The sequence below is a fragment of the Amphibacillus sediminis NBRC 103570 genome (assembly GCF_001552275.1).
Lineage (GTDB): Bacteria > Bacillota > Bacilli > Bacillales > Amphibacillaceae > Amphibacillus_B > Amphibacillus_B sediminis.
In genome coordinates, this window is record NZ_BCQW01000022.1 from 25,692 (window position 1) to 48,605 (window position 22,914).

Consider the following 22,914-nt stretch of genomic DNA (forward strand, 5'->3'; position numbering starts at 1 on the left):
GCATAGACACCTAGATTATATCGAGCTGAAAATTTGCGGCATCCGTTGAAGGCTTTAACTTTATTCAGCCGAGGTTTATACCCCAGCTGAATGAAATACAAGTAAGTAGCATCTCACCACTTCTAGCAGTGGGAGACTTGTGCTCAATGAGGTTAAACGTTACAGCGTAGTGGTGGCAGGATCGAGTGGTGGCCAGCAAGCTTGAGTCAGTGAAATTATTTTAGAAGCCCAGCATGCAACACAGCCCACTGTTTTGACTAACGGTCTTGAATCCGTTGTTTGTGCTGCTGAATGGGTCGCTTCCCAAGCCTTTTCATCCTTAACCTGTTGTGTCATCCTCACACCTCCCTATTAAGATTGTCAATCAAATGATTTCCCTACCATTATATGTTAATACATTGGCAATATGATATTTTATTGATCAATTAATGGGATAAGGATTTTTCCAAATGGTGCTGAAAAATAAGCCTAAGAAGCTAGTCTGGGATGTTTTGTTTGTTGAGTTTATTGAAAATGGAATGGGACCAATGGTAACAATCTCGCTTACGAGATACCACTTTATTTAGTTGATGAGTATGATAGCTGGGTAAATGTTGATAGAAAAAGGACACTGCATCAAATGGTAAGCTATATTAGGAATAACCTAACACCCTGTAGATCATTATTGGTAGAGCAATAATCTCACTAAATGTCTATTGTTGTCTGTCACATATTATTAACAATTTAACATTTAATTCCCTGATTATTAATAAAATGTACAAAAATATGAATTGACATTGTATTTTTTTATTGGGAACCATGACTAGTGCAATAATATTGATTTTGATTAATATTATTATGGTGTATGTAAAATCGGATAAAACCCCCCATACTGATGAGCGTACTACAAATAATGTATTGAAATTATGGGCATATGCTTCACAGATATTTTTAATATTATTTTTTGTAACACTTGGATTTTTGGGTTTGATTGGAGTTGAAACTATACAAATTACGCATTTATTAATTACTCTAATCACCTATTTTTTTATGGCAGGGATTGGATCACTCATTTCAAAATACAGATAGTAAGGCTGCACCTCGTAAAAATATAATATAATTTTAGCGTTGATTCTGGTTGCGGAAACAGAGTTCGCTAGGATTGAAGTTCATAATCGTTCCTCGTTTCAATAAATAACTAGTTGGCATGTATTTGTTATCCTTTCTAGAGGAAAAGAAAGACGATGCGGCTAACAGACATTTCCGCCAATACCTATGTTTCAGTAAAATGGATGAAATTTTGATAATAACACTACACTTTAGCCACTATTATGCTCATTAACCTTTCGATCAGAGGATGTCCGTCTAAACATCAATAGATTAATAATAAAAAAGCCGCTTCCTCCGAGCATAGGTAGAACTGCAGCCGGTAATCGATTTACGAGACTTCCCGATAAAATTAAACCTAACGGTAAAACAAGCTTAGCCAGTGCTATACCAATACTGATCACTCTACCTCTATAGGCTTCAGGTATGGTCGTTTGGAGCTGATAAAATAATAAAATATCTATCAATGCTAAACAGAAGCCTAGCATGACAGTTACGAGACTATAGTATAAAAGGTAGAAACTATCATAGATTTGACCTACAAACATTAAAGGGAAACCGATCAAGCCCATCAGTATAGAGAGAATAATACTTATATGCTTTAACAATTGATCATAAGCTAACCGCTCTCTTACTTTTTTTACTATTAGCGCACCCATAATCATCCCAATTGGAAAGCCACTCTGAATAATCCCATAGTGCTCCGAACTTAGCTCCAGTATTTGATTAAGAATAAAAGGCAACGGGACATTAATGGTTAACCCAATAAAAAAATTCAGACAGACAAAGACCCCGATTACTTTTAACAGCCATCCTGTCTTCGAAATATAATTGAACCCCTCTTTTAAATCCTCGACAAATTTAGCCTGCTTGCTTTGCTTAGTCCGACTCGCATGATTGTAATCAAAGTCAATAAAGATTTCTGAAATACTAGATAACAGATAGGATACACCACAAAACAATATGAACAATTTAATATCAAATAATGCATAGATTAGTCCCCCGATCATTGGAGCTAAAATGGTTGACACAGAGTCGATTATTTTGCTGATAGCGTTAAGATTAATTAAATTTCTGCCTGATACGAGATTGGGTTTGGCAATCTCGATACTAACTGAAAATACCGTTGTCACAATCGAGATCAGAAATGTGCTGGTATACACCATAGCTAGGCTTAGCCCCCAAACAGAGCTAATGACAAACATGACGATAAACAGAACACCGTTAGTCAAGTCCATCACAACAACGAGCTTCTTTTTATCGATGCGATCTGCTAAAACCCCCGCAAAAGGATTTATCATGACCATAGGAATCGTACCTAAAACTAATGTCGTGGCGAAGCTTAAACCCGAGTCTGTCAATTGCAGCACGTATAAACCAATAGCAAAGGTATAAATCGCATGACCCAATACCGAAACAAATTTCCCTAGTGAAAACAGGGCGATATTGCTTAGCTCACCTTTATTAACTTGCATAAATGTTGGCATATTCATCACTCCTAGTTGCTCTTACGTAACTTGATTTTACAAGATAGCCTAATGCCAACATCAATAACTCATTTAATCAATTTTTAAGGAAAAAAATAAAAAAGATAGGGTTAACCCTATCCTTCAATATTTTACTCATCGTCATGGCATTCCGCTAAAGACAGCAATGGAGTAGATTTTATGTTTTTCGGTAAAACCTGTAATACATCTATTAGTCTAAGCCATCGCTTAATGACCTCACGCCATAATAGTAATATAGATATACCTTTTCGCCCTCAACAAAATAGTTCTCATATTTTCCGCCTTTTTCAATATAATCCGACTGCTGTTCACTCTTTAATTGATAGTTTAATTGGCTAATTGAAGCTTTTATGTTTTCTAAAATAAAGTTGCTCCGATACTCTTCCTGTATTAAGCTATTGACATTAAAATGCTTAAATAGAATGTAGCCACCATATAAACTAGAGTTATCTTTTACATATTTGTCTGTATAATTTAGTAAAAACTCTTTGTGCTCAAAGCTATAATTGCTTGTTCCTGTGAAATCGAGTAAAAAGTCAACCACTTTGTTTCTTATAGGTATGTTTAAAAAGTCAGAACAAATAAATAGAACCCTCTTACTCAGCTTCGATCTTTCCAATAGCTCTTTAACAAACCTTAGTCGATAAATGTTATGGTCAACGGCAATGTACAGACAATCATCAGGCAAATCTGTATAAATATTTCTTAAAAAGAAGCCAAGTCCTGTACCGAGCTCCAATAATATTTTCCCCTTTAAATCAGCTGAGGTTAGTTTTTTATAGCCCCATTCTATTCCTATATTCAAATTATCTATATACGATGAGTCCGTTAATTGAATATACTCACTCAAAAAGCGGTTATATTCTTGCTCATTATGATCATTTATGGTTTGGGTTGGATCAATGAAGATTCCCGAATCAATGGTGTATGTTTTACCACATGGACAGGTTAGCTTTCCGCTAATAATTTGGCCATTGACCACATTACCTTGAGTAAGGTCAAGCTGATTGGAGCAGTGCTGACAGTTCAATACATCGAGCGTCTTTAGGTCAATCCCTAAACTGTGAGCTTGATCTTCCTGGTCAGCAATTTTCCATTCCTTTAATTTTAACTCAATATTGTTTTTATATTGGTTTAACGTTTTAAGATCCTCATTCAATGTCTTTAATTTACTCGTGAACAAGTTGCGATAATATTCATCCTTTTGATATGATGAGAATTTGCCAAGCTTCCTATATTTAAAAATTGTCTTTATTTCATTTAAAGTAAAACCCATGTTTTTAAAGCTCAGAATATCATTGATATCTTGCTGACATCGGTTATCAAAATGATATTGCCCGCCCTTTTTTTCAGGCAAAATTAAGCCAAGCTCCATATAATGACGGATTGTATCAATAGTAATATTATTACGTTTAGAAAAGGCTCCGATTTTCATATAGTCACCCTACTCTTAAATGCGCCTTGGCATATTTGCGCGCCCAGATTTTATCAAGCTTCGCTCGGATAAATTCCCGCTGAATATCTGTGGCATCTACCGGAGACTTTAACTTCATTCAACTGGGGTCTTACCCCTCTGAATCAATCTCACCACTTACAGATGGGAGACTTCTGCTGAATGAAGTTAGCTCGTTATTTTATTATAGCACAGGGTGCTTTCCTATTACTTACTTCATTAATTTAGTGTGATAAGGAAGGGACAGGTTAAGATCTGAAGGAAAAGGGGAAAAATGACTACCGATATCGACAGACCCGAGTTGTTATTGCCGATAAATAAAAATAAAGGAACAGTTGTGATGGATAGCAAACTGCTCCTTACTTGTTTATAGGGTAGGTAATTTCAATGCTGTTTTAATATTTTGCAATTTTAAATCAATTTGTTCACTTGTATTCCATGCGTGGTACCAACCCTTTTCGATCATATAGTTTGAAATTTGCTCATGCATAACAAGCGCTTCCTCTAAATGACGTATTAAAATCTCTTTTACCTCAGCGGTCCCTGCTTCGGTAACGGCCATTGCATAATTCCTCACACCGCTTTTAGCTGAAATCAATAAATCTGTTGCAATGACTTGATCCGTTAACGCATCCATACCCGTTAATTTCTCAATTATTGGATTCATAATCAATCATCTCCTGATTTTTGCTTACATTTGATAAAATAGCTTCAAACTCCTGTAACTGGCGTGTGGATAAGTCTACATCTTGCTGCATGATATCTTTTAACTTTTGATCGGACACTAAGGCCTTCATCGTTTTTGATTTGGTTAAACACGCTGTTTTAAACGCTGTTAGCTCTTGGACTTCAAGTACTTCATGTAAGGCATAATTCATGCTTTGCTCTCCTTTCCTAAGGTTTTAAGACAACTTTTATACAATTATCAACTTTTGTATCAAAGATGTTATAGCCATGCTTCGCTTCGCTAAGTGGAAGTACATGGCTAACTACATCGCCAGGGTCTATGGTCCCCGCTGTGACAAGTTCAAACATCTCTGGCATATAGTGAATAACGGGGGCTTGTCCCGTACGGATATTAACATTACGATTCATAATATCCCCCATCGGAAACCCATTATATCTTCCGCCATAAATACCTGTCACTTGAATGGTTCCGCCTTTACGAACGGCCTGTGTAGCCATGATAAATGCGCTAAATGCTCCACTATGAAGTTTAAGACCACTGGCTAGAAATTCTAGATCGGTCATTTTACCATCCATTCCGACCGCATCAATAACTACATCCGCTCCACCTTGTGTTATTTCCTTTAGGTACATACCGGTATTTTCAAAGTTCTCAAAATTGATAACTTCCACATTGTTCGTACGTTTAGCATGCTGTAATCGATAATCGACATAGTCTACAGCAATTACACGGTTTGCTCCTTTTAACCAACAAAATTTTTGAGCAAATAACCCAACTGGTCCACAGCCAAGGACAATGACAGTATCGCCTTTTTTCACTCCAGCGTTATCAACACTCCAAAATCCTGTGGTCATTGCATCAGAAATAACGGTTAGCTTCTCATCAGGTTCTTCACAGTCTTCTGGAATTTTGAAATGTGTATAGTTAGCAAAAGGGACTCTTAAATATTCGGCTTGTCCGCCTGGATAATTACCCGTTGAACCTGAATAGCCAAAATAGGCTCCCATATCTCCATTGTCATTAGCTGTATCACATTGACTTTCTAAATGGTTTTGACAGTAGTGACACTCTCCACAGGCGATATTAAATGGAATGATGACTCGGTCACCTTTTTTAACCTTAGTCACTTCTGATCCCACTTCTTCGACAATACCGACAGGTTCATGACCAATTACATAGTCTTCATGCAAATTAGGGATCATACCATGAATCAAATGTAGATCAGAACCACAAATAGCCGTACTCGTCACTTTGACAATCATGTCATCTGGCTTCAGGATCTTTGGGTCTTCAACTTCTTTTACTTCAATATTTTTTATGCCCTGATAGGTTACTGCCTTCATGTTCATCCACCTCTTTATTGTTAATGTTCGTCAGGGGTCCGATCAAACATTCCTTTTCTATTGGTGTCGTCTGGGAACAGATCCATTTGACCTATTTTTATTGCATTATTTGCAGAGAGCTGATCTAATTGATATTGTTCTCGTAGCTCATAGGGATGGAACCATTTCTTACGGATCATCAGCTCGGTAATCTCTTGGTGTAAAGCAATTCCTTGCATTAACTGTTCGCGTAAAAGTGCTCTCACTGCCGGGGAGGAGGATTCTGTTAAAGCTACAGCTAAATTTCTAACGCCTTCCTTTGTCCGGAGTAGAAAATCCATTGCAAATGTTGTATCCGCAAGCTCAGGCATATTTAACGCATTTATAGGATCTAAGTAATCATTATTCATTGTCTAACCTTCCTTCAATTGATAGTCGGGATTGGACGGCTTTGAGGAACAGAGGCTTTAAAAGGAGCTCGCTGATAAATAACCTGCAGCTCTTTAAGTGATTGAATTGATTGTTCAACATCTTTCTGCATCAGCTTTTTCAAATCTTCATCAAAGACCAATCCTTGCATTAATTTTGATTTTGCTAAACATAGTGTTTTAAAGTTAACAATTTCATGTAAGTCAACCGCTTCATGGGCAGCTAAAGTTTGATGGTTCATTCTAGTTCACTCCTTTAATGATTAGTTCAGTATAGTAGTAGTATGCAATAAAGGAACGACATCATTCTTTAACGATTAAAAATCTTACATAAACACAGAAAAAAATGAAATTTTTTGTCATCAAGGTGGGCTCATTGATTTTAACGGCACCAGATCCCCAGATAAAGGGAAACTTCGTTCAGTGGGGGTTCGACGGATAGGATGTGCGCGTGCAGACGTTGCGACACGACGGCGCAGCTTCCTCTCTCCCACACTGAGCGTTAGTTGAACCAATCGGGCCGTTACCGGCTGTTGGATCTCCCACTTAGACATGACGTGTTCCCCTTGAAGCGGGAGGCTTACAAAAGCCCTTCGATGGGGCGAGTAATCGCAGCCCCAGCCAGTTACACTGCGATAAAAACCTACAATTTCAAAAAAATTCAAACGCAGATCAGCTATATTTCACTCGATATGTCACTCCCCTCCTTAGCCTCTCATACTTATAAAATGAAACTTCGTTCAGTGGGGATTTCGACGGATAGGATGTGCGCGTGCAGACGTTGCGACACGACGTCGCGAACTTAATCAGCTTCCTCTCCCACCCTGAACGTTAGTTGAACCAATCGAGCCGTTACTGGCTGTTGGATCTCCCACTTAGACATGACGTGTTCCCTTATTTGTAGTGGGAGGCTTACAAAAGCCCTTCGATGGGGCGAGTAATCGCAGCCCCAGCCAGTTACACTGCGATAAATAATCGTTTTGAAGAGGGTGATTTTGATCCGAAACTCTAAATACCTGGATTTGATCGCAACATTTGGTGTTGGAGGCGCTCATCCTGGTGGATTTGAGCTAACTAAGGAGCTGTTTATTAATCAGAACATTAACAGAAATACCTCTATCCTAGATGTGGGATGTGGGACAGGGCAAACGGTCGCTTATTTAGCAAAAAAATATCGGGCAAACATCACAGGCATTGATGTGAATTCGACTATGGTCGAAAAGGCTAAAGCAAGAATAAAACAGGACCAACTTTCGATTGACATTCTACACTGCTCAATTGAAAAGATACCACTGCCAGATCATCAGTTTGACCTGATCCTTTCTGAATCTGTCCTCTCCTTTGTAAATAAACCGACAGCCCTTAGCGAAATTTTTCGATTGCTCAAGCATGACGGTCAGTTAATAGCAAATGAGCTTACCGTTAACCAAGCGCTGTCGCCAGCTTTACAAGCAGAGCTTACTGAATTTTACGGGTTTAATTCGATTCCTGCTGAAAAGGATTGGGTAAATGATTTTAGACAGGCTGGATTTAAAACTATCCATATTCGAAAACCGCAATTAATAAAGCCGTACGATTCCATCCCTGAATTTAATATTTCAACCAATATTAAACCAAAAATAAACGAGATAATGGATCAACATTATCAAATGACCTTAAAGTATCAGGACATTTGGGACTACAATATTTTTATTTGTATGAAATAATTTGAGCAAGCTATTAAGTTGGGGTGATAATTAAAGACAAAAAACCTCATTTACCTTAGACTAGATCGTTGGTAAATGAGGTTGGTGAATCTTCTTCAATGTTATGTTGAGTAAAAACACAGCCAATCTTAATTTCCGTTATTCTCCGATCACACCACACGCTATTCGATCACCTGCATTACCGGAAGGTTGAGACTTATAATCATCTGGATCAGCATGAATAATTAAAGAGGTGCCTTCTTCGGTAAATAGTGTATTTTCACCATCGGGACTTAACGTTACCATCGGGGCGTCTACCTCAGCGTAAACCGTGCCATCTTCATTGACCATGATATTCTTCAAATCACCTGCATGAGGGCCTTCAGGATGTAAAAATCCATGCTTACTATCTGTTGGATTATAATGAGCTCCCGCTGACTCAAAATCTGGTGGAACACATTGGCCAAATTCATGAATGTGAAACCCGTGTTCACCAGGTGGTAAATTCTCTCCTTTTAAGACAATACGAACACCGCCAGCTTCTTTTTCTGTCAGTTCGGCTGTTGCAACGATTTGTCCTTCACTATTCATTAGCTCAACAAGTACCTCTTCTGGTGCTGCATTGGTTTCAACAGCTTCATCGTCTAACTCATCTTCTTTTTGGTTATTTTCTGTCGTTCCACAAGCAGAGAGCACCATAATCACTAGGATTGAAGCTAATAAAATACGCAATCCTTTACTCATTTATCCTGACTCCTTTTCAAGATTGATTCGTTTTCATCACTAGCTTTCACAAACCATCCCAAATTTAAACAATAATCACCAAAATCTAATTCTCACTTTTTAGCGCGCTTACTAGCTAAGTTAACAAAAATGTCAAATCAAACGATTGAGCTTTGCAAAAGCTTAATCTGTTATTTGGAAAACATAAAGCCTATATGAGGACTTATTTGTTGACAGCATATAGATGACTATCTATATTATACATAGATAGTTATCTATATATACAGGAGGGCTACCAATGGATTATGAAAAAATGTCAGTGATGATGAAGGCAATGGCTGATCCAAACCGGATGAAAATTATTGATATTCTATCCTGTGGACGTCAGTGTGCGTACGAGGTTTTGGAACATTTTGATTTTACTCAACCAACGCTTTCTCATCATATGAAAATGTTAGAAAAAGCAGGCATAGTTACAGTTTCAAAAGAAGGGCAATGGCACTTCTATACGTTACGTGATGCGTTTGTTAATCAGTTTATGTCCTCGATCATTAAGCTATTTTCAAATGAAGATCATTGCATTTGTCAACCCAATCAAACAGTATGTGAAAACGTTGCTGAGGAAAAAGTAACCACTGTTTAATTTGACATGCTAGCTCTGGACTTATTTTCGACTAACATATAGATAATCATCTATATGCCGTTTCCAGCACTGTCAGACTGATAATTAAGCACAAAGCTACATCAGCTTATTGTCGTCACTTAACTTAAATGTAAAAGTAGATCTTAAACCAAAAAAGTGAAGGGTGGAAAAAAATGAGTAAAAAGACAGAAACAGTAGGTTTAGGAATTTTTGAGAAGTACCTGACTTTATGGGTTATTCTATGTATGGGTATTGGAATTTTTATCGGTAATTTCCTCCCAGCTATCCCACATATATTAAGTCAATTTGAATACTATCAAGTCTCAATTCCAACTGCTTTATTGATTTGGCTTATGATTTACCCGATGATGCTGAAAATAGATTTTACTAGCATCGTTAACGCCGCTAAAAAACCTAAAGGATTAGTTGTCACCTGTGTGACAAATTGGCTGATTAAACCTTTTACGATGTATACTATTTCGGCCTTTTTTCTATACATCGTATTTCAAAATTTAATTCATGTCGATTTGGCTAGAGAATATGTCGCTGGTGCCGTTATTCTTGGGGCAGCCCCATGTACGGCTATGGTTTTTGTCTGGAGCCATTTAACAAAAGGGGATGCAGCTTACACGCTTGTCCAAGTTTCGATTAATGATATCATCATCTTATTTTTATTTGCACCTATTGTTGCTTTATTATTAGGTGTAGACAATGTCATCGTTCCCATTAATACTTTAGTATTATCGACGATTTTATTCGTGGTCGTGCCTTTGGCTTTAGGTTTTATTACCCGTTTATTTATCGTCAAGCATAAGGGCTTAAACTATTTCCAAAATATATTCCTTAAAAAGTTTGATAAAGTAACCATCGTTGGCTTACTTTTAACATTAATCATTATTTTTTCATTTCAAGGTGAGCGCATATTAGCAAATCCACTCCACATTTTGTTAATTGCCCTCCCATTAATCGTTCAAACCGGTTTTATCTTTACAATTGCTTACTGTTGGGCAAAGTTTTGGAAATTACCGCACAGTATAGCTGCTCCTGCTGGAATGATTGGTGCGAGTAACTTTTTTGAATTAGCCGTTGCTGTTTCAATCTCTCTGTTCGGTCTACAATCTGGTGCTACGCTGGCAACGGTAGTCGGTGTACTTGTTGAAGTCCCGATCATGTTATGTTTAGTCAAAATAGCAAATCAAACACGACCTTGGTTCTCAAAAGATTTATCTCTTTCAAAAAATAGTTAAATACAGGTGGTGATCCTATGAAACGTGAAAGCGTCCAATTAAAAATGGTGGAGTGAAAAATTCACTCCACCACACTTTGGCTTAATTTAAACAATTATTCAGCATTAAAGGTTTGGTCATTATCTAATCCGGTACTGGTCATGGTACTTGGCAATTCTAACTCTTGCTTTAATTGCTCAGATACTTCGATAAGGCCTTCTTCTTCTGGAAGGAAATAATAAATGCCATCTATTTTTTCATCCTGTCCTGCGATCTCAAACGTTTTAATATGTGACGTATTTAATGAAGAATAAGCCTGTTGCAAACTAAAAATTTCAGCTGGACTCAAGCTTGTTGTAACATTTTCCCCTAAGATACGTGAGATTTCTCCTATTTTAAAGAGGGTTCCTGCTGAGAGTGCTTCATCAATCATTGCCTCGATAAATTGGCGTTGTCTTTCTTCGCGAGAATAGACCGTATTTACTTCACGTTTTCTCATACGGACAAAGGCTAAGGCTTCTTCACCATTTAATTTACTTTCACCTTGTTCAAAGTAAATTTTCTCGCCACCTGCATAGAAATTCTTTTCCCAGAACGGTTCTTTGATATCAACCGTGACACCACCTAATGTATCGACAATATCTCTAAAACCATCAAAATTAACAGCAACATATTCATCAATTGGAATACCAAGTAATTCTTCTACTTTCTCAACCTGAAGCTTGTTTTCACCATATTCAGTAATAGAACCATATGTGTAGGCAGCATTAATCTTGTGGAAGCCTGCATATTGCCCTGCTTCTTCTTCGGTAAATTCCATTCTTGTATCACGCGGAATCGTTGTCATCGTCATTTGGCTTGTATTTGGATTTAATGTGACAACAATCTGAGTATCTGCCCGTCCATTTTGGCCGTTTGTTTCGTAATCCTCAACACCTATTAACAAAATCGAAATTGGATCATGACCAACGGTGACATCCTCATCTCGAAGCTGTGACTTATTATCCTCACGATCTATCTCTTCATGTGCTTCTTTTGATGCATTATATACATCGATAAATGCATTTACACTATATGCGATAACAGTAATAAGGACTACCAATAGAATCAATATTATTGGCTTTTTCCATCTTTTTGATCTTCTTCTTCTCACTATTTCAACCTCACTTTTTTTGACTTAAATTAATACATTGTATATCGAACAAAATTTGATCGCATTTAAAACTTAAACACTATTTAATAATTTAACATAAAAATGAGTATGAATAAACAATAGATTAATATATCAAATGCGCCTTGGCGTATCTGCGCCCAGATTTTATCGATCAATTCCCATTGAAAATCTGTGGCCATCTAACATTCAGTTGAGGTTTAAGGCACTGAATGGGCTACAAATAGGGATTCAGCTCACCACTTATAGAAGTAGGAAACTTCTGTGAATGAAGTTAATTACCACCATCAAGTCGGTAACAACGATCGTAACAATTAAACTGATAGGATTCTAGATTTTCATCAATGATTCTGGTTTGAAAGTCATGTTTTTGTAAATAGCTTAATAATGTGGACAGATGATGAGCAGTTTCCCCTCGATCATGCATAAGAATTATCGGTGTTCCTCCACTTTTATCAATTTTTTCAACCTGTGCGATCACGTTTTGCACATATTGATCCTTAGATAAATTCCAATCACTACTGTCTACATTCCAATCCCAAATTTTAAAGCCATTCTCCGTCAATACCTTTCGAAAAGAATCTGTCAAATACGGGATACTGCCGTAAGGGGTACGAATTAGATATGACTGAACACCGGTAATATTGAGTAAAGTTTCCTGAGCTGTTTTCATCTCATCTAATGCAGATTGTTCCGAGTGATAGAATTTCTCCTTTTGATGGGTTACGCCATGTAATGCCACAGCATGGCCATCTTCAACCGTACGCTTCACGGCTTCTGGATAGGATCTCATTGCTGGCTCAAGCATAAAGAATGTCGCTTTTGCATTAAATTGTTCGAGTGTGTCCAAAATTTCAGTTGTGACAGAGCTTGGCCCATCATCAAAGGTTAAGTAAACAAACTTACCGTCCTCTTCAACGCTAGTTGCGTCTTCGTCTTCGTCTTCATCTTCTTCATCCTTGTCACTATCATTGATTGCTTCGATTTGGTCGGTTGCGTCTTGTTCGTCTTCTGGATGATTGTCTAATATTTGTTCACTTTCCTGTTTATTTTCAGTTGAGCTAATTGAGATGAATTTGATTCCCTCTATAAATACAAAAAGCAGTAATACTGCCAATGAACAAATAATAATGGGTTGATATTTCTTTATCATAGAGCAAACATTTCCCTTCACATCTTTTAATGATCATATTGATATGGTGTTAGAATAATATAATAAAATAAAGATAAGATTAAGATCACATCAATATCGATTAAAAATTGAAAAAGATCAAATGCCCAGATTTGATCGAGCTTCGATCGATCAATTTCCACTGAATATCTGTGGCGTCAGCCAGAGGGCTTAACTTTAATCAGTCGAGGTTTCAGCTCCTACTGAATGAAATACAAATAGGCATTCAAAACGTATATGAAGCCGGAGACGTCTGCTAAATGGAGTTAAAAGCCGGTAACCAGCTGCTCTAGTTAACTAAAAAAAAACGACTTACAGCCAAGTCCGACGGTGATAGGTTTCGTTTTTCTTTAACTTAATCCAATTGAAAAGTTAGACTATCTAATAGTACAAAAAAAGCCATCCAACTAAATGATATTTAAAAGCTGGATGAACTTTTCATTCTTTTTTGCTTAGTCTCAAGACTAAGCTTCTTGTTATCGTGTTATACCTTCTTCCATATATTTAAGGTTTCCTTATCAACTGCCTTAACTCCTGTTTCAGTAAGGAACCAAACGCCTTAGACTTTACTTTTTAGCCAAATAAAAGTAAAAGCGCACCCCTTTTTTCGTGTTCGTTACACCGTATTCCGAGTTGTGCAATTTTAAAATGTTTTTAGAAATAGCCAGTCCTAACCCTGTTCCTTCTTTGGAACGTTGATTCTTCTCACTTTGATAGAAGCGATCCCAGATTTTTTCTAGTTGATTGGGTTCAATCTGACTGCCCTCATTTTCGATGGTGATTTTGACTCGTTCATTTTCTTCGCTAGCAGAAATGATAATTTGTCCTGTTTCAGGTGTATGGCGGATCGCATTTGTAAGGAAGTTTGTAACCACCTGTTCAATCCAATGTTGATTAGCCAAAACTTCGATAGATTGTAGCTCTAAACTTACCTTTAACCTTTTGTTCTGGGTTTTGATCAAAAGCTGATGATAAACATTATGGATCAGATCATCAACAAAGATTGCTTCCATCTTCATTTTATAGGTTCCTGATTCAAACTTAGCTAACTCTAGCATATCTACGATGAGGCGATCCATCCGGTTAACTTCCTTATTCATCGCCGAGAAATAATGCTCTCTTTTGTCAACTGCTACATCATCTTGAAGAATAGATATACAGCTTTTAATGATACTTAACGGTGTCTTTAATTCGTGTGAGACGCCTGCAATAAACTCTTTACGTGTTTTTTCTAACTGCCTTTCTTTCGCAATATCCTGCTGCAATGCATCAATGTATTCATGTAACGTATCAGACAGAAAATTAATGTTCTTCGATAATTCCCCTATCTCATCTTTCGTCTTAACTGGAACGCTCTCGGCAAAATCTAAATTTGCAATCCGTTTAGCCGTTTCATTTATTTTTAATAATGGACTGGCTATTTTTTTGGAATAATAAAAAGCAACCAATAAAATTAAAACCACCACAGCTATAATCAGGTAGACATAGTACTCTTCCATCATTCCGACCGCTTCATCAATTGGCTGTAATGATGCCATGGCCATAAAATAAATGATCTCTCCATCCTTATCCTTTTCCTTATCAATGAGCACACGATAATTGATCCCATTTTCCTCATATTCCAATTCTTTCGTATCTGATATTTCCTGCTCATGATAAAGTAAGTCAACTTGAAATTGTTTAATCGTTTCAAAAAAAAGACGATTAGATAATATTGTGTTGTATAAAAGGTTGTTTTGACTCGGTAATTGAATCTGATCAATATTGCCAAAGATCATTTTTTGATTTCTATTGACGGCCTCATCGACCTCTGAAGCAAGTATATTATTTTTCCAATAGTCAACATTATCTATTCCTTCGTTTAGCCTAAACGGAAGCGGACCTTGCCACTCAAGAACCGTTTCTTCTGTTCTTAAAAACAGCTCATAAGGAAAATAGATATCATCTTTTTCAATAGCATAAATTTCAATCACATGATTTTGCTTATCTTTTAATAAATCGAACTGCTCATTTGGATTATACGTATTTTCTAAATAAAAGATTGGGATCATTAAACTTTCATTTAAATATTCGATTTCATCATTTTGATAAACAAATCTACCCGCTAATTTTATATAAAAGTCATCTGTTCCTTTAATATAGCCATTTTTATCTAACACCGTTATCCATGCATTATGTTCCTGATAAAATTGTTGCTCTAATTCATGCCGCCTCATTTCATCTTCATTTAGATTTTGATAGTCTAATTTAAAGATATCGACTGCTTGTGATAGCTGTGTCATTTTATTGTAAGCATAGTAGTTCTCAAATAAGATCGTTTGACCAATATAAATGCTAGCTAAAATTAATAAGCACAAGCCAGATGTGAGCAAAAACAATTTAATAACGATACGATTTCTCATTTTAAATCCTCAAATTTATACCCGGCACGGACGACCGTTTTTATATGGTTTGCGCTTTTGCCAAGCTTGTGTCGTAAATTGCGGATATGTGTATTTATCGTACGCTCATCACCTGCATATTCATAACCCCAAATTTTCACAATTAATTGTTCCCTTGACACGACGATGTTTTTATTTTTCATCAGGTAGGACAGTATTTCGAATTCTGTATGTGTTAATTTGATGGCTTCACCATCAGCCTTGACTGTGTGTGAGCGCAAGTCAACCTCGAGATGATGACTTTTTAATATTTCATGATCTTCGGTTAGACTATGGCTAAGTTGTGACGCTAGTAAACGTTTTGCCCTTGCTAACAAAACTCTTGGACTATATGGCTTAGTGACATAATCATCTGCACCCAATTCAAAACCCATCAATGTATCTTCTTCATCTTGCAGTTAGCATAATAATGGGCACGACTGATTGTTCCCGAATTTTCTTACAGACTGCCCAGCCATCTAATTCCGGCATCATAATGTCTAAAATGACTAAATCAATGTTCAAGCTCTCAAATAATGTTAAGGCCTCTGCACCATTGCGTGCCTCCAATACTTGATAACCAGCATCGAGAAAGTAATCCTTACTTATCTCCCTTAGTATATCTTCATCTTCTACGATCAGTATTGTTTCTTTCATATAATCGTCCTCTATGATAATGATTCATCACTAGTTATTTTATTAATAGCTAAAATTATAACAGAAACATGTAAAGATTAAATGAAGAATTCAGTATCTGGAATCGAAAAATTAGAACACATTACTCAATTTGTAGGTGAAATTTAAGAAGAACGACCATTTTTTATCAGTTCTAAAGGGGCAATAACGAAGTTGAAAAAAATCAAAAGTCAATCAGAAATTTTACATGTTCCTTTTACGCTAGACCGCGACTTCTCCACGCTGTTCCTCCAAAAAAAACCTCTTTAGTATATACAGGGACAGACTAACTTGAATGGTCACCTGCTTATATACCAAAGAGGATTCGAGATGCTAAAATACCATTTCAGAGTACAACTCGTAATAAGCAATCCAATCTAAATGAATCAATGACTATGATTAAGGTATTTATTAAAGATCTGATTTAACAGACGTGAATTGATATAGCCAACAAGGGCAAAACCAATAAAGAGAAAGAGATAGAGCCCTAGTAATAATAATTCCGCAGACAGTAGCATGATGCCAATTGGGGTTAAGCTAATGCAGGCAATGCCTAATGTCCGAAATATATTATCTGCTATCATCTTCAACACATTTTTACTGGCATTTTTGATCGAATCATGAAATTTTGCAAAGTAGGGATAAATCAAGATCGAAAATAAAAATAAGATGATGGAAGCAATGATGAGTGAACTAATGACCAAGAGCTTAAAGCCACCTTGATAGCTAGGATATAGCACGATATTTGTGATCAGTACACTTGATATGAGTACAACCAATAAATTCATAACCGTGCTCTGCTTCCAATTCTGTTTAAAGGCTCTTATATAGCGGACAAAAATATTATCTTCTCGCTTTGCATCATAATTTAATAGAACACCATAAAGGGCACTTAAAGCAGCACCTAAGGTAAAAATGGGTAGGGCAGTGATAATAAACAAAAAATTGACGATCATCAAATCAGCTACCTTTGCCATTGCACGGTAAAACGGCCCATCCATTTCAAATAAGTTAAACATTACTCACACCTCAACTAAGTATACTTTCAATGATTGTTTTACTCTTTAACCGAGCCGACTACAATCCCTGTGATAAAGTACTTTTGTAACAATGGGTAAATAAGAATTAATGGGATACTTGAGACCACAATTTTTGCTGCATTCAAGTTTCGATCTGAAACACCCATGAGTTCAGATAAATTGGTAGAATTAATGCCTTGCTGAATCATCTGTTGAATATCAACTGTTAATGATTGAATATAGGTCATCAATGGATAGTTACTCGTTCTTGTCATATAAATAAGACCAGAGAAAAAGTCATTCCAGCTTCCCACAATACTAAATAAGGCAACCGTTGCTAAAGAAGGGATCGAAATCGGTAAATAGACCCTTAATAAAACCTGCATCGGTGTTGCGCCATCTATAATCGCTGCCTCCTCAAGAGCCTTTGGAACTCCTCTAAAGAAGTTCATCATTAGAATAACACTAAAGACTGGTACTGCACTCGGCAATACAAGTGACCATATTGTATTAAGTAAACCTAAATTACGGACAACTAAATAGGTTGGAATCATCCCACCGTTAAAGAGCATCGCAAAGATTAATAGATTCATATAAATGCTACGTCCTTTAAATTCGGACTTTCTTTTTGATAGTGGATAGGCCATTAAAATAATCAAAATCATATTCAAGCCTAATGATAGAAACACGCGTTGTACTGAAATACCGAAGGAACGCCAAAACTGTGGATCGTCAACTAGCATTTTGTATGGCTCTAACGTGAAATTTACTGGTATAATCCCTACCGCATTTGCCGTTACCGCTCCACTACTACTCAAAGAAATTGCAACAATATTTAATAAAGGCAGCAGTGTCACTAAACCAAGAAAAATAATAATCAAATATATCAACGCTTTACCGATCTTCGCGGCTAAGCTTTTATTTTGGAGATTCATAATATCCCTTCTTTCTAGAATAGTTGCCGTTCTGTGAATTTTTTGGCTGTTTGATTAGCAGATAAAATTAGAACTAGACCTATAATTGACTTAAATAAGCCTACCGCTGTACCAAAGCTATAATCACGTCCCATGAGCCCTACTCTATACACATACGTGTCGATAATGTCTCCCGACTGATAAACCACCGGCGAATAGAGGTTGTAAATTTGATCAAAGCCACCATTTAGAATATTAGGTAGGTTCAGAATAGCGAGTAATAAGATAATCGGAAGCATCCCTGGCAAGGTGACATGCCAAATACGACGCCACCAGTTTGCTCCATCAATGCTAGCCGCTTCATGTAAACCTGGATCAATGGACGTAATAGCAGCAAGATAGACAATCGAGTTAAAGCCAAAGCTTTTCCATACATCAGTACCAATAATTAGTGGTCTAAAGAGCTGATTACTTCCTAGAAAGTTGAAAGGGCCAAGTCCAAAGCTCTCTAAAATCTGGTTGACATTTCCGTCTAAATTAAACATATTGACCACAACTGAAGCAAGCACCACCCATGATAAAAAGTTGGGTAAATAAACAATCGTCTGAACCGATTTCTTCAACCAGCGAACCCTAACCTCATTTAGCAGGATGGCAAAAACAATCGCCAGTAAAGTATTAAAAATAATCTTACCTCCTGCGATCACAATTGTATTTGTAAATACACGTCCGATACTTGGTAATGAAAACATATAAGCAAAATGCTGAAAGCCAACAAAATCCGAACCAAATATCCCTTTTGCCGGTACATAGTCTTGAAAAGCCATAACCAAGCCAAACATCGGTGTATAATTAAAGATCAGCAAAAAAATAATCCCAGGAAGTATCATCAAATGATACGTTAGATTTGGATTAGTTAAACGCTTTGAAGCAGTCCTTTTTCTTTGTTGCATGATTCTAGCCCCTTTGAAAATATAGTTTTACTTCATTCTGCAAAAGTCTCCCACTTCTATAAGTGGAAAGCTCGACAAAAACTGGGCGCAAATACGCCAAGGCGCATTTGATTAAGAGCTGCCCTAGAACAGGACAGCTCCTTGGGATGAATGTATTCTCACTCAGCTATTTCTGCTTCAATTTCAGCTAGAATCTCGTCACCACCTTGACTATGCCACATTTCTACAAATGTATCAAAGTGATCGATCGATTCTACGCCTGTTACAATCTTGATAAATTCTTCTTCCTCCATTGAAAGTAAATTACCATAATATTGTTCGATAGCTGGTGTTGAGCCAAAGAACACTGGATTGACCCATTCAAAGTGATCATGATCAATTAAATACTGACCTAACTCAAGACCTTTCATGCGCGAGTGATAAAGGGCCCAAGCGGCTGTTGAGGCTTCCTCAGGATTATCGCTATATTCCATAATTGATGTCGCAATCGACTGATTTCTAGCATCTGGTATGTCAGAGACTTCAATCTCTCCATTGATCGCGTCCCTAATTTCTGCATAATGATCAAGCTCTGAGGTTGCTCCAAGAATCTCCATATTCAGTGGGCGCACAGCACCATCAACATCTAACACTTGATACTGATAAATGTCTGGGTAGACCTCTTCCAGATTCGGCTCATTTTTTAACGTATCGTAGAACAGGTTAATCAGCTTAATCAAAATCTCTGGGTTACTAAAGTCTTTTCTTACCACTGCAATTGATCCGCCAGGACTTTGACTAGCGATATTGACTTTATTTTGATCATCAACTAACGTATAGGCGTCAAACACAACATCTGGATGCATTTCTTTAACATTGCTTAAACCCCAATCTGGCATATGCCATGCTCCAGTTACAATTCCTGTTTGACCGTTAACCGCTAGTGCCATGATGTCATCCCATGAACGTGTACCGAACTGGGGATCCAAGATTCCACGATCAAACCAGTCTTTAATCTGTGCCAACGCTGCTTTCGTTTCTGGTGTTAATGAACCGTTGGTAATGTTTCCATCCGCATCCTCAATCCAGTTTCTTGGATAAGAACCAAATACCGAACCAATCGTTGTCATAGTAAAGGCACCACCATATCCCGGCTCATTTAACCAGTGTGCTAGTGGTATCCCGACTGGATTGCCAGTATTACCAGGATCCTCTTCAATAAACGTCAATGCAAGAGATTCTAATTCTTCTAATGTGATTAATTTATCACCATCAGCATCAAAATCTAGTTGAAGCTGATCAATCCAGTCTTGTCGAATCCAGATCATGTGCGGAGGTGTTACATTAACCGCTGCTGGAAGTCCATAAATACGCCCGTCAAATGTTGTATCCTCTAATGGATTAATCTCATAAGAGTCATAGAGTTCTTGAATATAATCACTCGCATGTTCCTCAAAAACATCTGTTAAATCTGCAATTAAATCGTTTTCATAAAGTTCTTCAAATTCCTCTTGGCTAACCTGCATAATATCAGGCAACTCTCCCGAGGAGATCGCTAAGGCAACCTGACGATCATAGTCCTCTCCATTTGCTTCAAACTCATTCACAAGTTCAATGTCCAATACTTCTTCAGCAAGGCGCATATAAGCGTTGTCTTCAAACGTGTCGCCTTCAGGCAGCTTCGGATTGGTTGCTGTTTGCTTGCCTAATTTGACAATTAACTGACCATCTTCATTATGCTCTGGCTCACTTTCTCCAACACAACCTAGTAAGCCAAGCAAACTAATTAATAAAACAAGATAGATAAAGCCCTTCTTGGTGTTCATTTTTACTAACCCCCATAAAATAAAATCATTGCCAAATTAATATGATCATATCATGTATTCCTAGCTTTAGTTTAACGCAAATACATCGACATACCTATATTAAATAAACCGCTTTCATATCACTTTTTCCTGCTCCTGCTTCTCCATATTGTGATTGTTTAATGAGCATGGTATGTTATAGTCGTTGGACCAGCTCAAGACTAGTGACCAACGGGGGAGGAAGCCTTAACATGAAAAAAATCAAACAGTTTTATTTACAATTAAAAATTAAAAATAAAGTACTGATTATTAGTTTAATATCTGGCTTTTTTCCGCTTTTGCTATTGGGTATATTCGGATACCTACAAATAAACGAGCTTTTACATAATCGGGAACAAGAAGTATTAGAGGAGACGATGAATCAAGCCATACTTCATTTGGATTATAAAATGAATGCTTACCATAATAGTTTGAACTATGTCTTACTCGATCATAATTTGAATACGGAGCTGACGAACCATTTTACCAATAATTACGAGATGTATTTATTTTTCCGAGATACGTTAGAACCTTTATTTTTTAATACGCTTTCTTTGAATCGTGACTTTGCTGGGATTACACTTTATACCGAGCAAAAAATCAATCGCTATGACCGATTTCTTCGTCCTTTATCAGAGATTGAGGATAACGAATGGTATGAACAAATTCAGCAAACAACACGCCCCGTTTATTATGTGTCTGAAAACCATTCCCTCCTAAATCTTGCAGCTGAACTCTATACCAACGCAAAGGATACCAGAAGCATCATTAATCTATCGATTCATTATCAAGCACTGTTTGATTCGCTCTACAGCCTTTATGAGGATCAGTATGGAATTTTCATCTTTGATGCAGATCAACATTTGATCTTTGATTTCCAAAAAAACACACAATCGGACGAAGCTTTTATTGATCCTGCTTCCATTCCTGATTTCTTTACAGATGATTCCTTTCAGCGAAATTATATTTTCAAACAGGATCGTATCCCAAGTGCAGATTGGTCGATTATGATCATGAGACCGATGCATTCCATTAATCATTCGATTATGAGCATTGCCATTACATTTTTCATTGTGACACTAATCAGTTTATTTTTGTTAGTTTTACTTGTATATCTATTCTCAAGAATCATTGTTCGTCCATTAGAAAGCCTAGCCTTAAATATGAAAGCCATTGACTCAGGCAACTTTAACGTTACCGTTACAACGAATTCAAATGATGAAGTTAGTACACTTATTCATATCTTTAAAAAAATGGTCCAAAGAGTCGAGCATCTGATTAATGAAGTCTATATCTCAAAGATTGAAAAGCAGGAATATGAATTAAAAGCCTTACAAGCTCAAATTAATCCCCATTTCTTTTATAATGCTCTATCCCTAATCAATAGTAAGGCAATCCTAGCTGGACAAGAAGACATTAGTTTGATGACGCAATATTTATCTACGTTTTATCGTACAACCCTAAATCGCGGCCAGGATTATATTACGATTAAGGAAGAACTAGAAAATGTCCAGTCGTACCTAAAAATTCAACAGATGATGCATGATCAATCATTTGATTATTATCTGAATATTGATGATCAGTTGTTGGATTATCAAATGCCTAACCTGACTTTACAACCTTTAGTCGAAAATGCAATCCATCATGGACTAGATCATAAAGAAAACGGTCTAAAGGGAATTGTTTCAATAGATGGAAAGATGGATCATGATCAAATTGTCTTTATTGTGAGTGATAATGGTAAAGGGATGAGCCAAGAACTAGTTGAGCAGATTTTAACCATCAAAACGAAAGGCTATGGCGTTCGAAATGTTCATAATCGAATCCAGTTAAACTATGGCGATGCTTTTGGACTAGACTACACAAGCTACCTGAATAAAGGCACCCATGTGACCGTTCGATTACCATTAATAAAGTGAAACTTCGTTCAGTGGGGGTTCGATGCATAGGATGTACTCGTGCAGACGCTGTGACACGACGGCACGAACTTAGTCAGCCTCCTCTTT

At 37.0% G+C, this 22,914-nt stretch carries 20 protein-coding genes and 1 pseudogene; 4 read left to right on the top strand and 17 right to left on the bottom strand.

From position 1 onward, the window contains the following. Positions 1 to 159: 159 nt before the first annotated feature. From skfA to ASE01S_RS12245, 8 genes are all read right to left on the bottom strand, one after another. The gene (gene skfA / locus ASE01S_RS15585; protein WP_083512133.1) at positions 160 to 336 is read right to left on the bottom strand and encodes a sporulation killing factor; all 177 of its coding nucleotides are present in this window, start codon (positions 334 to 336) and stop codon (positions 160 to 162) included. A 962-nt stretch (positions 337 to 1,298) separates the two neighbouring features. Continuing rightward, the gene (locus ASE01S_RS12215; RefSeq protein ID WP_169793108.1) at positions 1,299 to 2,573 is read right to left on the bottom strand and encodes an MFS transporter; all 1,275 of its coding nucleotides are present in this window, start codon (positions 2,571 to 2,573) and stop codon (positions 1,299 to 1,301) included. A gap of 211 nt (positions 2,574 to 2,784) precedes the next feature. Further along, the gene (locus ASE01S_RS12220; protein WP_067842743.1) at positions 2,785 to 4,029 is read right to left on the bottom strand and encodes a MerR family transcriptional regulator; all 1,245 of its coding nucleotides are present in this window, start codon (positions 4,027 to 4,029) and stop codon (positions 2,785 to 2,787) included. 385 nt (positions 4,030 to 4,414) lie between these two features. Next, complete coding sequence (locus tag ASE01S_RS12225) at positions 4,415 to 4,714, bottom strand: spore coat protein (protein WP_067842745.1); 300 nt, start codon at positions 4,712 to 4,714, stop codon at positions 4,415 to 4,417. Beyond that, positions 4,698 to 4,925, bottom strand: a complete 228-nt coding sequence (locus ASE01S_RS12230; RefSeq protein ID WP_067842748.1) for a hypothetical protein — start codon at positions 4,923 to 4,925, stop codon at positions 4,698 to 4,700. Before ASE01S_RS12230 ends, ASE01S_RS12225 begins: the two co-directional genes overlap by 17 nt. Positions 4,926 to 4,941: 16 nt before the next feature. Continuing rightward, positions 4,942 to 6,078: a zinc-dependent alcohol dehydrogenase gene (locus tag ASE01S_RS12235; protein ID WP_067842751.1), complete on the bottom strand. Its 1,137-nt coding sequence runs from the start codon at positions 6,076 to 6,078 to the stop codon at positions 4,942 to 4,944. Between the two features lie 20 nt (positions 6,079 to 6,098). Continuing rightward, entirely contained in the window at positions 6,099 to 6,467 is a 369-nt protein-coding gene (locus ASE01S_RS12240; protein WP_067842754.1) for a spore coat protein, read from the bottom strand. 14 nt (positions 6,468 to 6,481) lie between these two features. Next, on the bottom strand, positions 6,482 to 6,727 hold the full coding sequence (locus tag ASE01S_RS12245) for a spore gernimation protein GerQ (RefSeq protein ID WP_067842757.1): 246 nt from the start codon (positions 6,725 to 6,727) through the stop codon (positions 6,482 to 6,484). 747 nt (positions 6,728 to 7,474) lie between these two features. On the opposite strand from ASE01S_RS12245, the gene ASE01S_RS12255 reads away from it, so the two are divergent. Further along, the gene (locus ASE01S_RS12255; protein WP_083512134.1) at positions 7,475 to 8,191 is read left to right on the top strand and encodes a class I SAM-dependent methyltransferase; all 717 of its coding nucleotides are present in this window, start codon (positions 7,475 to 7,477) and stop codon (positions 8,189 to 8,191) included. Positions 8,192 to 8,329: 138 nt separating this feature from the next. On the opposite strand, the gene ASE01S_RS12260 is transcribed toward ASE01S_RS12255, so the two are convergent. Next, complete coding sequence (locus tag ASE01S_RS12260; RefSeq protein WP_373277955.1) at positions 8,330 to 8,869, bottom strand: superoxide dismutase family protein; 540 nt, start codon at positions 8,867 to 8,869, stop codon at positions 8,330 to 8,332. A gap of 322 nt (positions 8,870 to 9,191) precedes the next feature. On the opposite strand from ASE01S_RS12260, the gene ASE01S_RS12265 reads away from it, so the two are divergent. After that, positions 9,192 to 9,536 carry an ArsR/SmtB family transcription factor gene (locus ASE01S_RS12265; protein ID WP_067842765.1) on the top strand — a complete coding sequence of 115 codons (345 nt, stop codon included), beginning with the start codon at positions 9,192 to 9,194 and terminating at the stop codon, positions 9,534 to 9,536. 173 nt (positions 9,537 to 9,709) lie between these two features. Then, entirely contained in the window at positions 9,710 to 10,783 is a 1,074-nt protein-coding gene (arsB, locus tag ASE01S_RS12270) for an ACR3 family arsenite efflux transporter (protein WP_067842768.1), read from the top strand. A gap of 94 nt (positions 10,784 to 10,877) precedes the next feature. Here the strand turns inward: arsB and ASE01S_RS12275 are convergent, their stop codons facing one another. The 8 genes and pseudogenes from ASE01S_RS12275 to ASE01S_RS12310 form a co-directional block, all read right to left on the bottom strand. Next, positions 10,878 to 11,915 carry an LCP family protein gene (locus ASE01S_RS12275; protein ID WP_245630375.1) on the bottom strand — a complete coding sequence of 346 codons (1,038 nt, stop codon included), beginning with the start codon at positions 11,913 to 11,915 and terminating at the stop codon, positions 10,878 to 10,880. Between the two features lie 292 nt (positions 11,916 to 12,207). Further along, positions 12,208 to 13,086, bottom strand: coding sequence for a polysaccharide deacetylase family protein (locus ASE01S_RS12280; protein WP_067842774.1), 879 nt, complete (start codon positions 13,084 to 13,086; stop codon positions 12,208 to 12,210). Between the two features lie 584 nt (positions 13,087 to 13,670). After that, entirely contained in the window at positions 13,671 to 15,506 is a 1,836-nt protein-coding gene (locus tag ASE01S_RS12285; protein ID WP_067842776.1) for a sensor histidine kinase, read from the bottom strand. Further along, positions 15,503 to 16,181: pseudogene (locus ASE01S_RS12290) on the bottom strand (response regulator transcription factor). Before ASE01S_RS12290 ends, ASE01S_RS12285 begins: the two are co-directional and overlap by 4 nt. A gap of 404 nt (positions 16,182 to 16,585) precedes the next feature. After that, positions 16,586 to 17,218: a YesL family protein gene (locus ASE01S_RS12295; RefSeq protein ID WP_067842779.1), complete on the bottom strand. Its 633-nt coding sequence runs from the start codon at positions 17,216 to 17,218 to the stop codon at positions 16,586 to 16,588. A 38-nt stretch (positions 17,219 to 17,256) separates the two neighbouring features. Next, positions 17,257 to 18,153 carry a carbohydrate ABC transporter permease gene (locus ASE01S_RS12300; RefSeq protein ID WP_067842782.1) on the bottom strand — a complete coding sequence of 299 codons (897 nt, stop codon included), beginning with the start codon at positions 18,151 to 18,153 and terminating at the stop codon, positions 17,257 to 17,259. A gap of 14 nt (positions 18,154 to 18,167) precedes the next feature. Continuing rightward, on the bottom strand, positions 18,168 to 19,085 hold the full coding sequence (locus tag ASE01S_RS12305) for an ABC transporter permease (RefSeq protein ID WP_067842786.1): 918 nt from the start codon (positions 19,083 to 19,085) through the stop codon (positions 18,168 to 18,170). Positions 19,086 to 19,243: 158 nt separating this feature from the next. Continuing rightward, positions 19,244 to 20,890: an extracellular solute-binding protein gene (locus ASE01S_RS12310; protein ID WP_067842789.1), complete on the bottom strand. Its 1,647-nt coding sequence runs from the start codon at positions 20,888 to 20,890 to the stop codon at positions 19,244 to 19,246. Positions 20,891 to 21,120: 230 nt separating this feature from the next. On the opposite strand from ASE01S_RS12310, the gene ASE01S_RS12315 reads away from it, so the two are divergent. Then, a complete protein-coding gene (locus tag ASE01S_RS12315; RefSeq protein ID WP_067842793.1) occupies positions 21,121 to 22,827 on the top strand; it encodes a sensor histidine kinase in 1,707 nt (568 codons plus the stop codon). Positions 22,828 to 22,914: the final 87 nt, after the last annotated feature.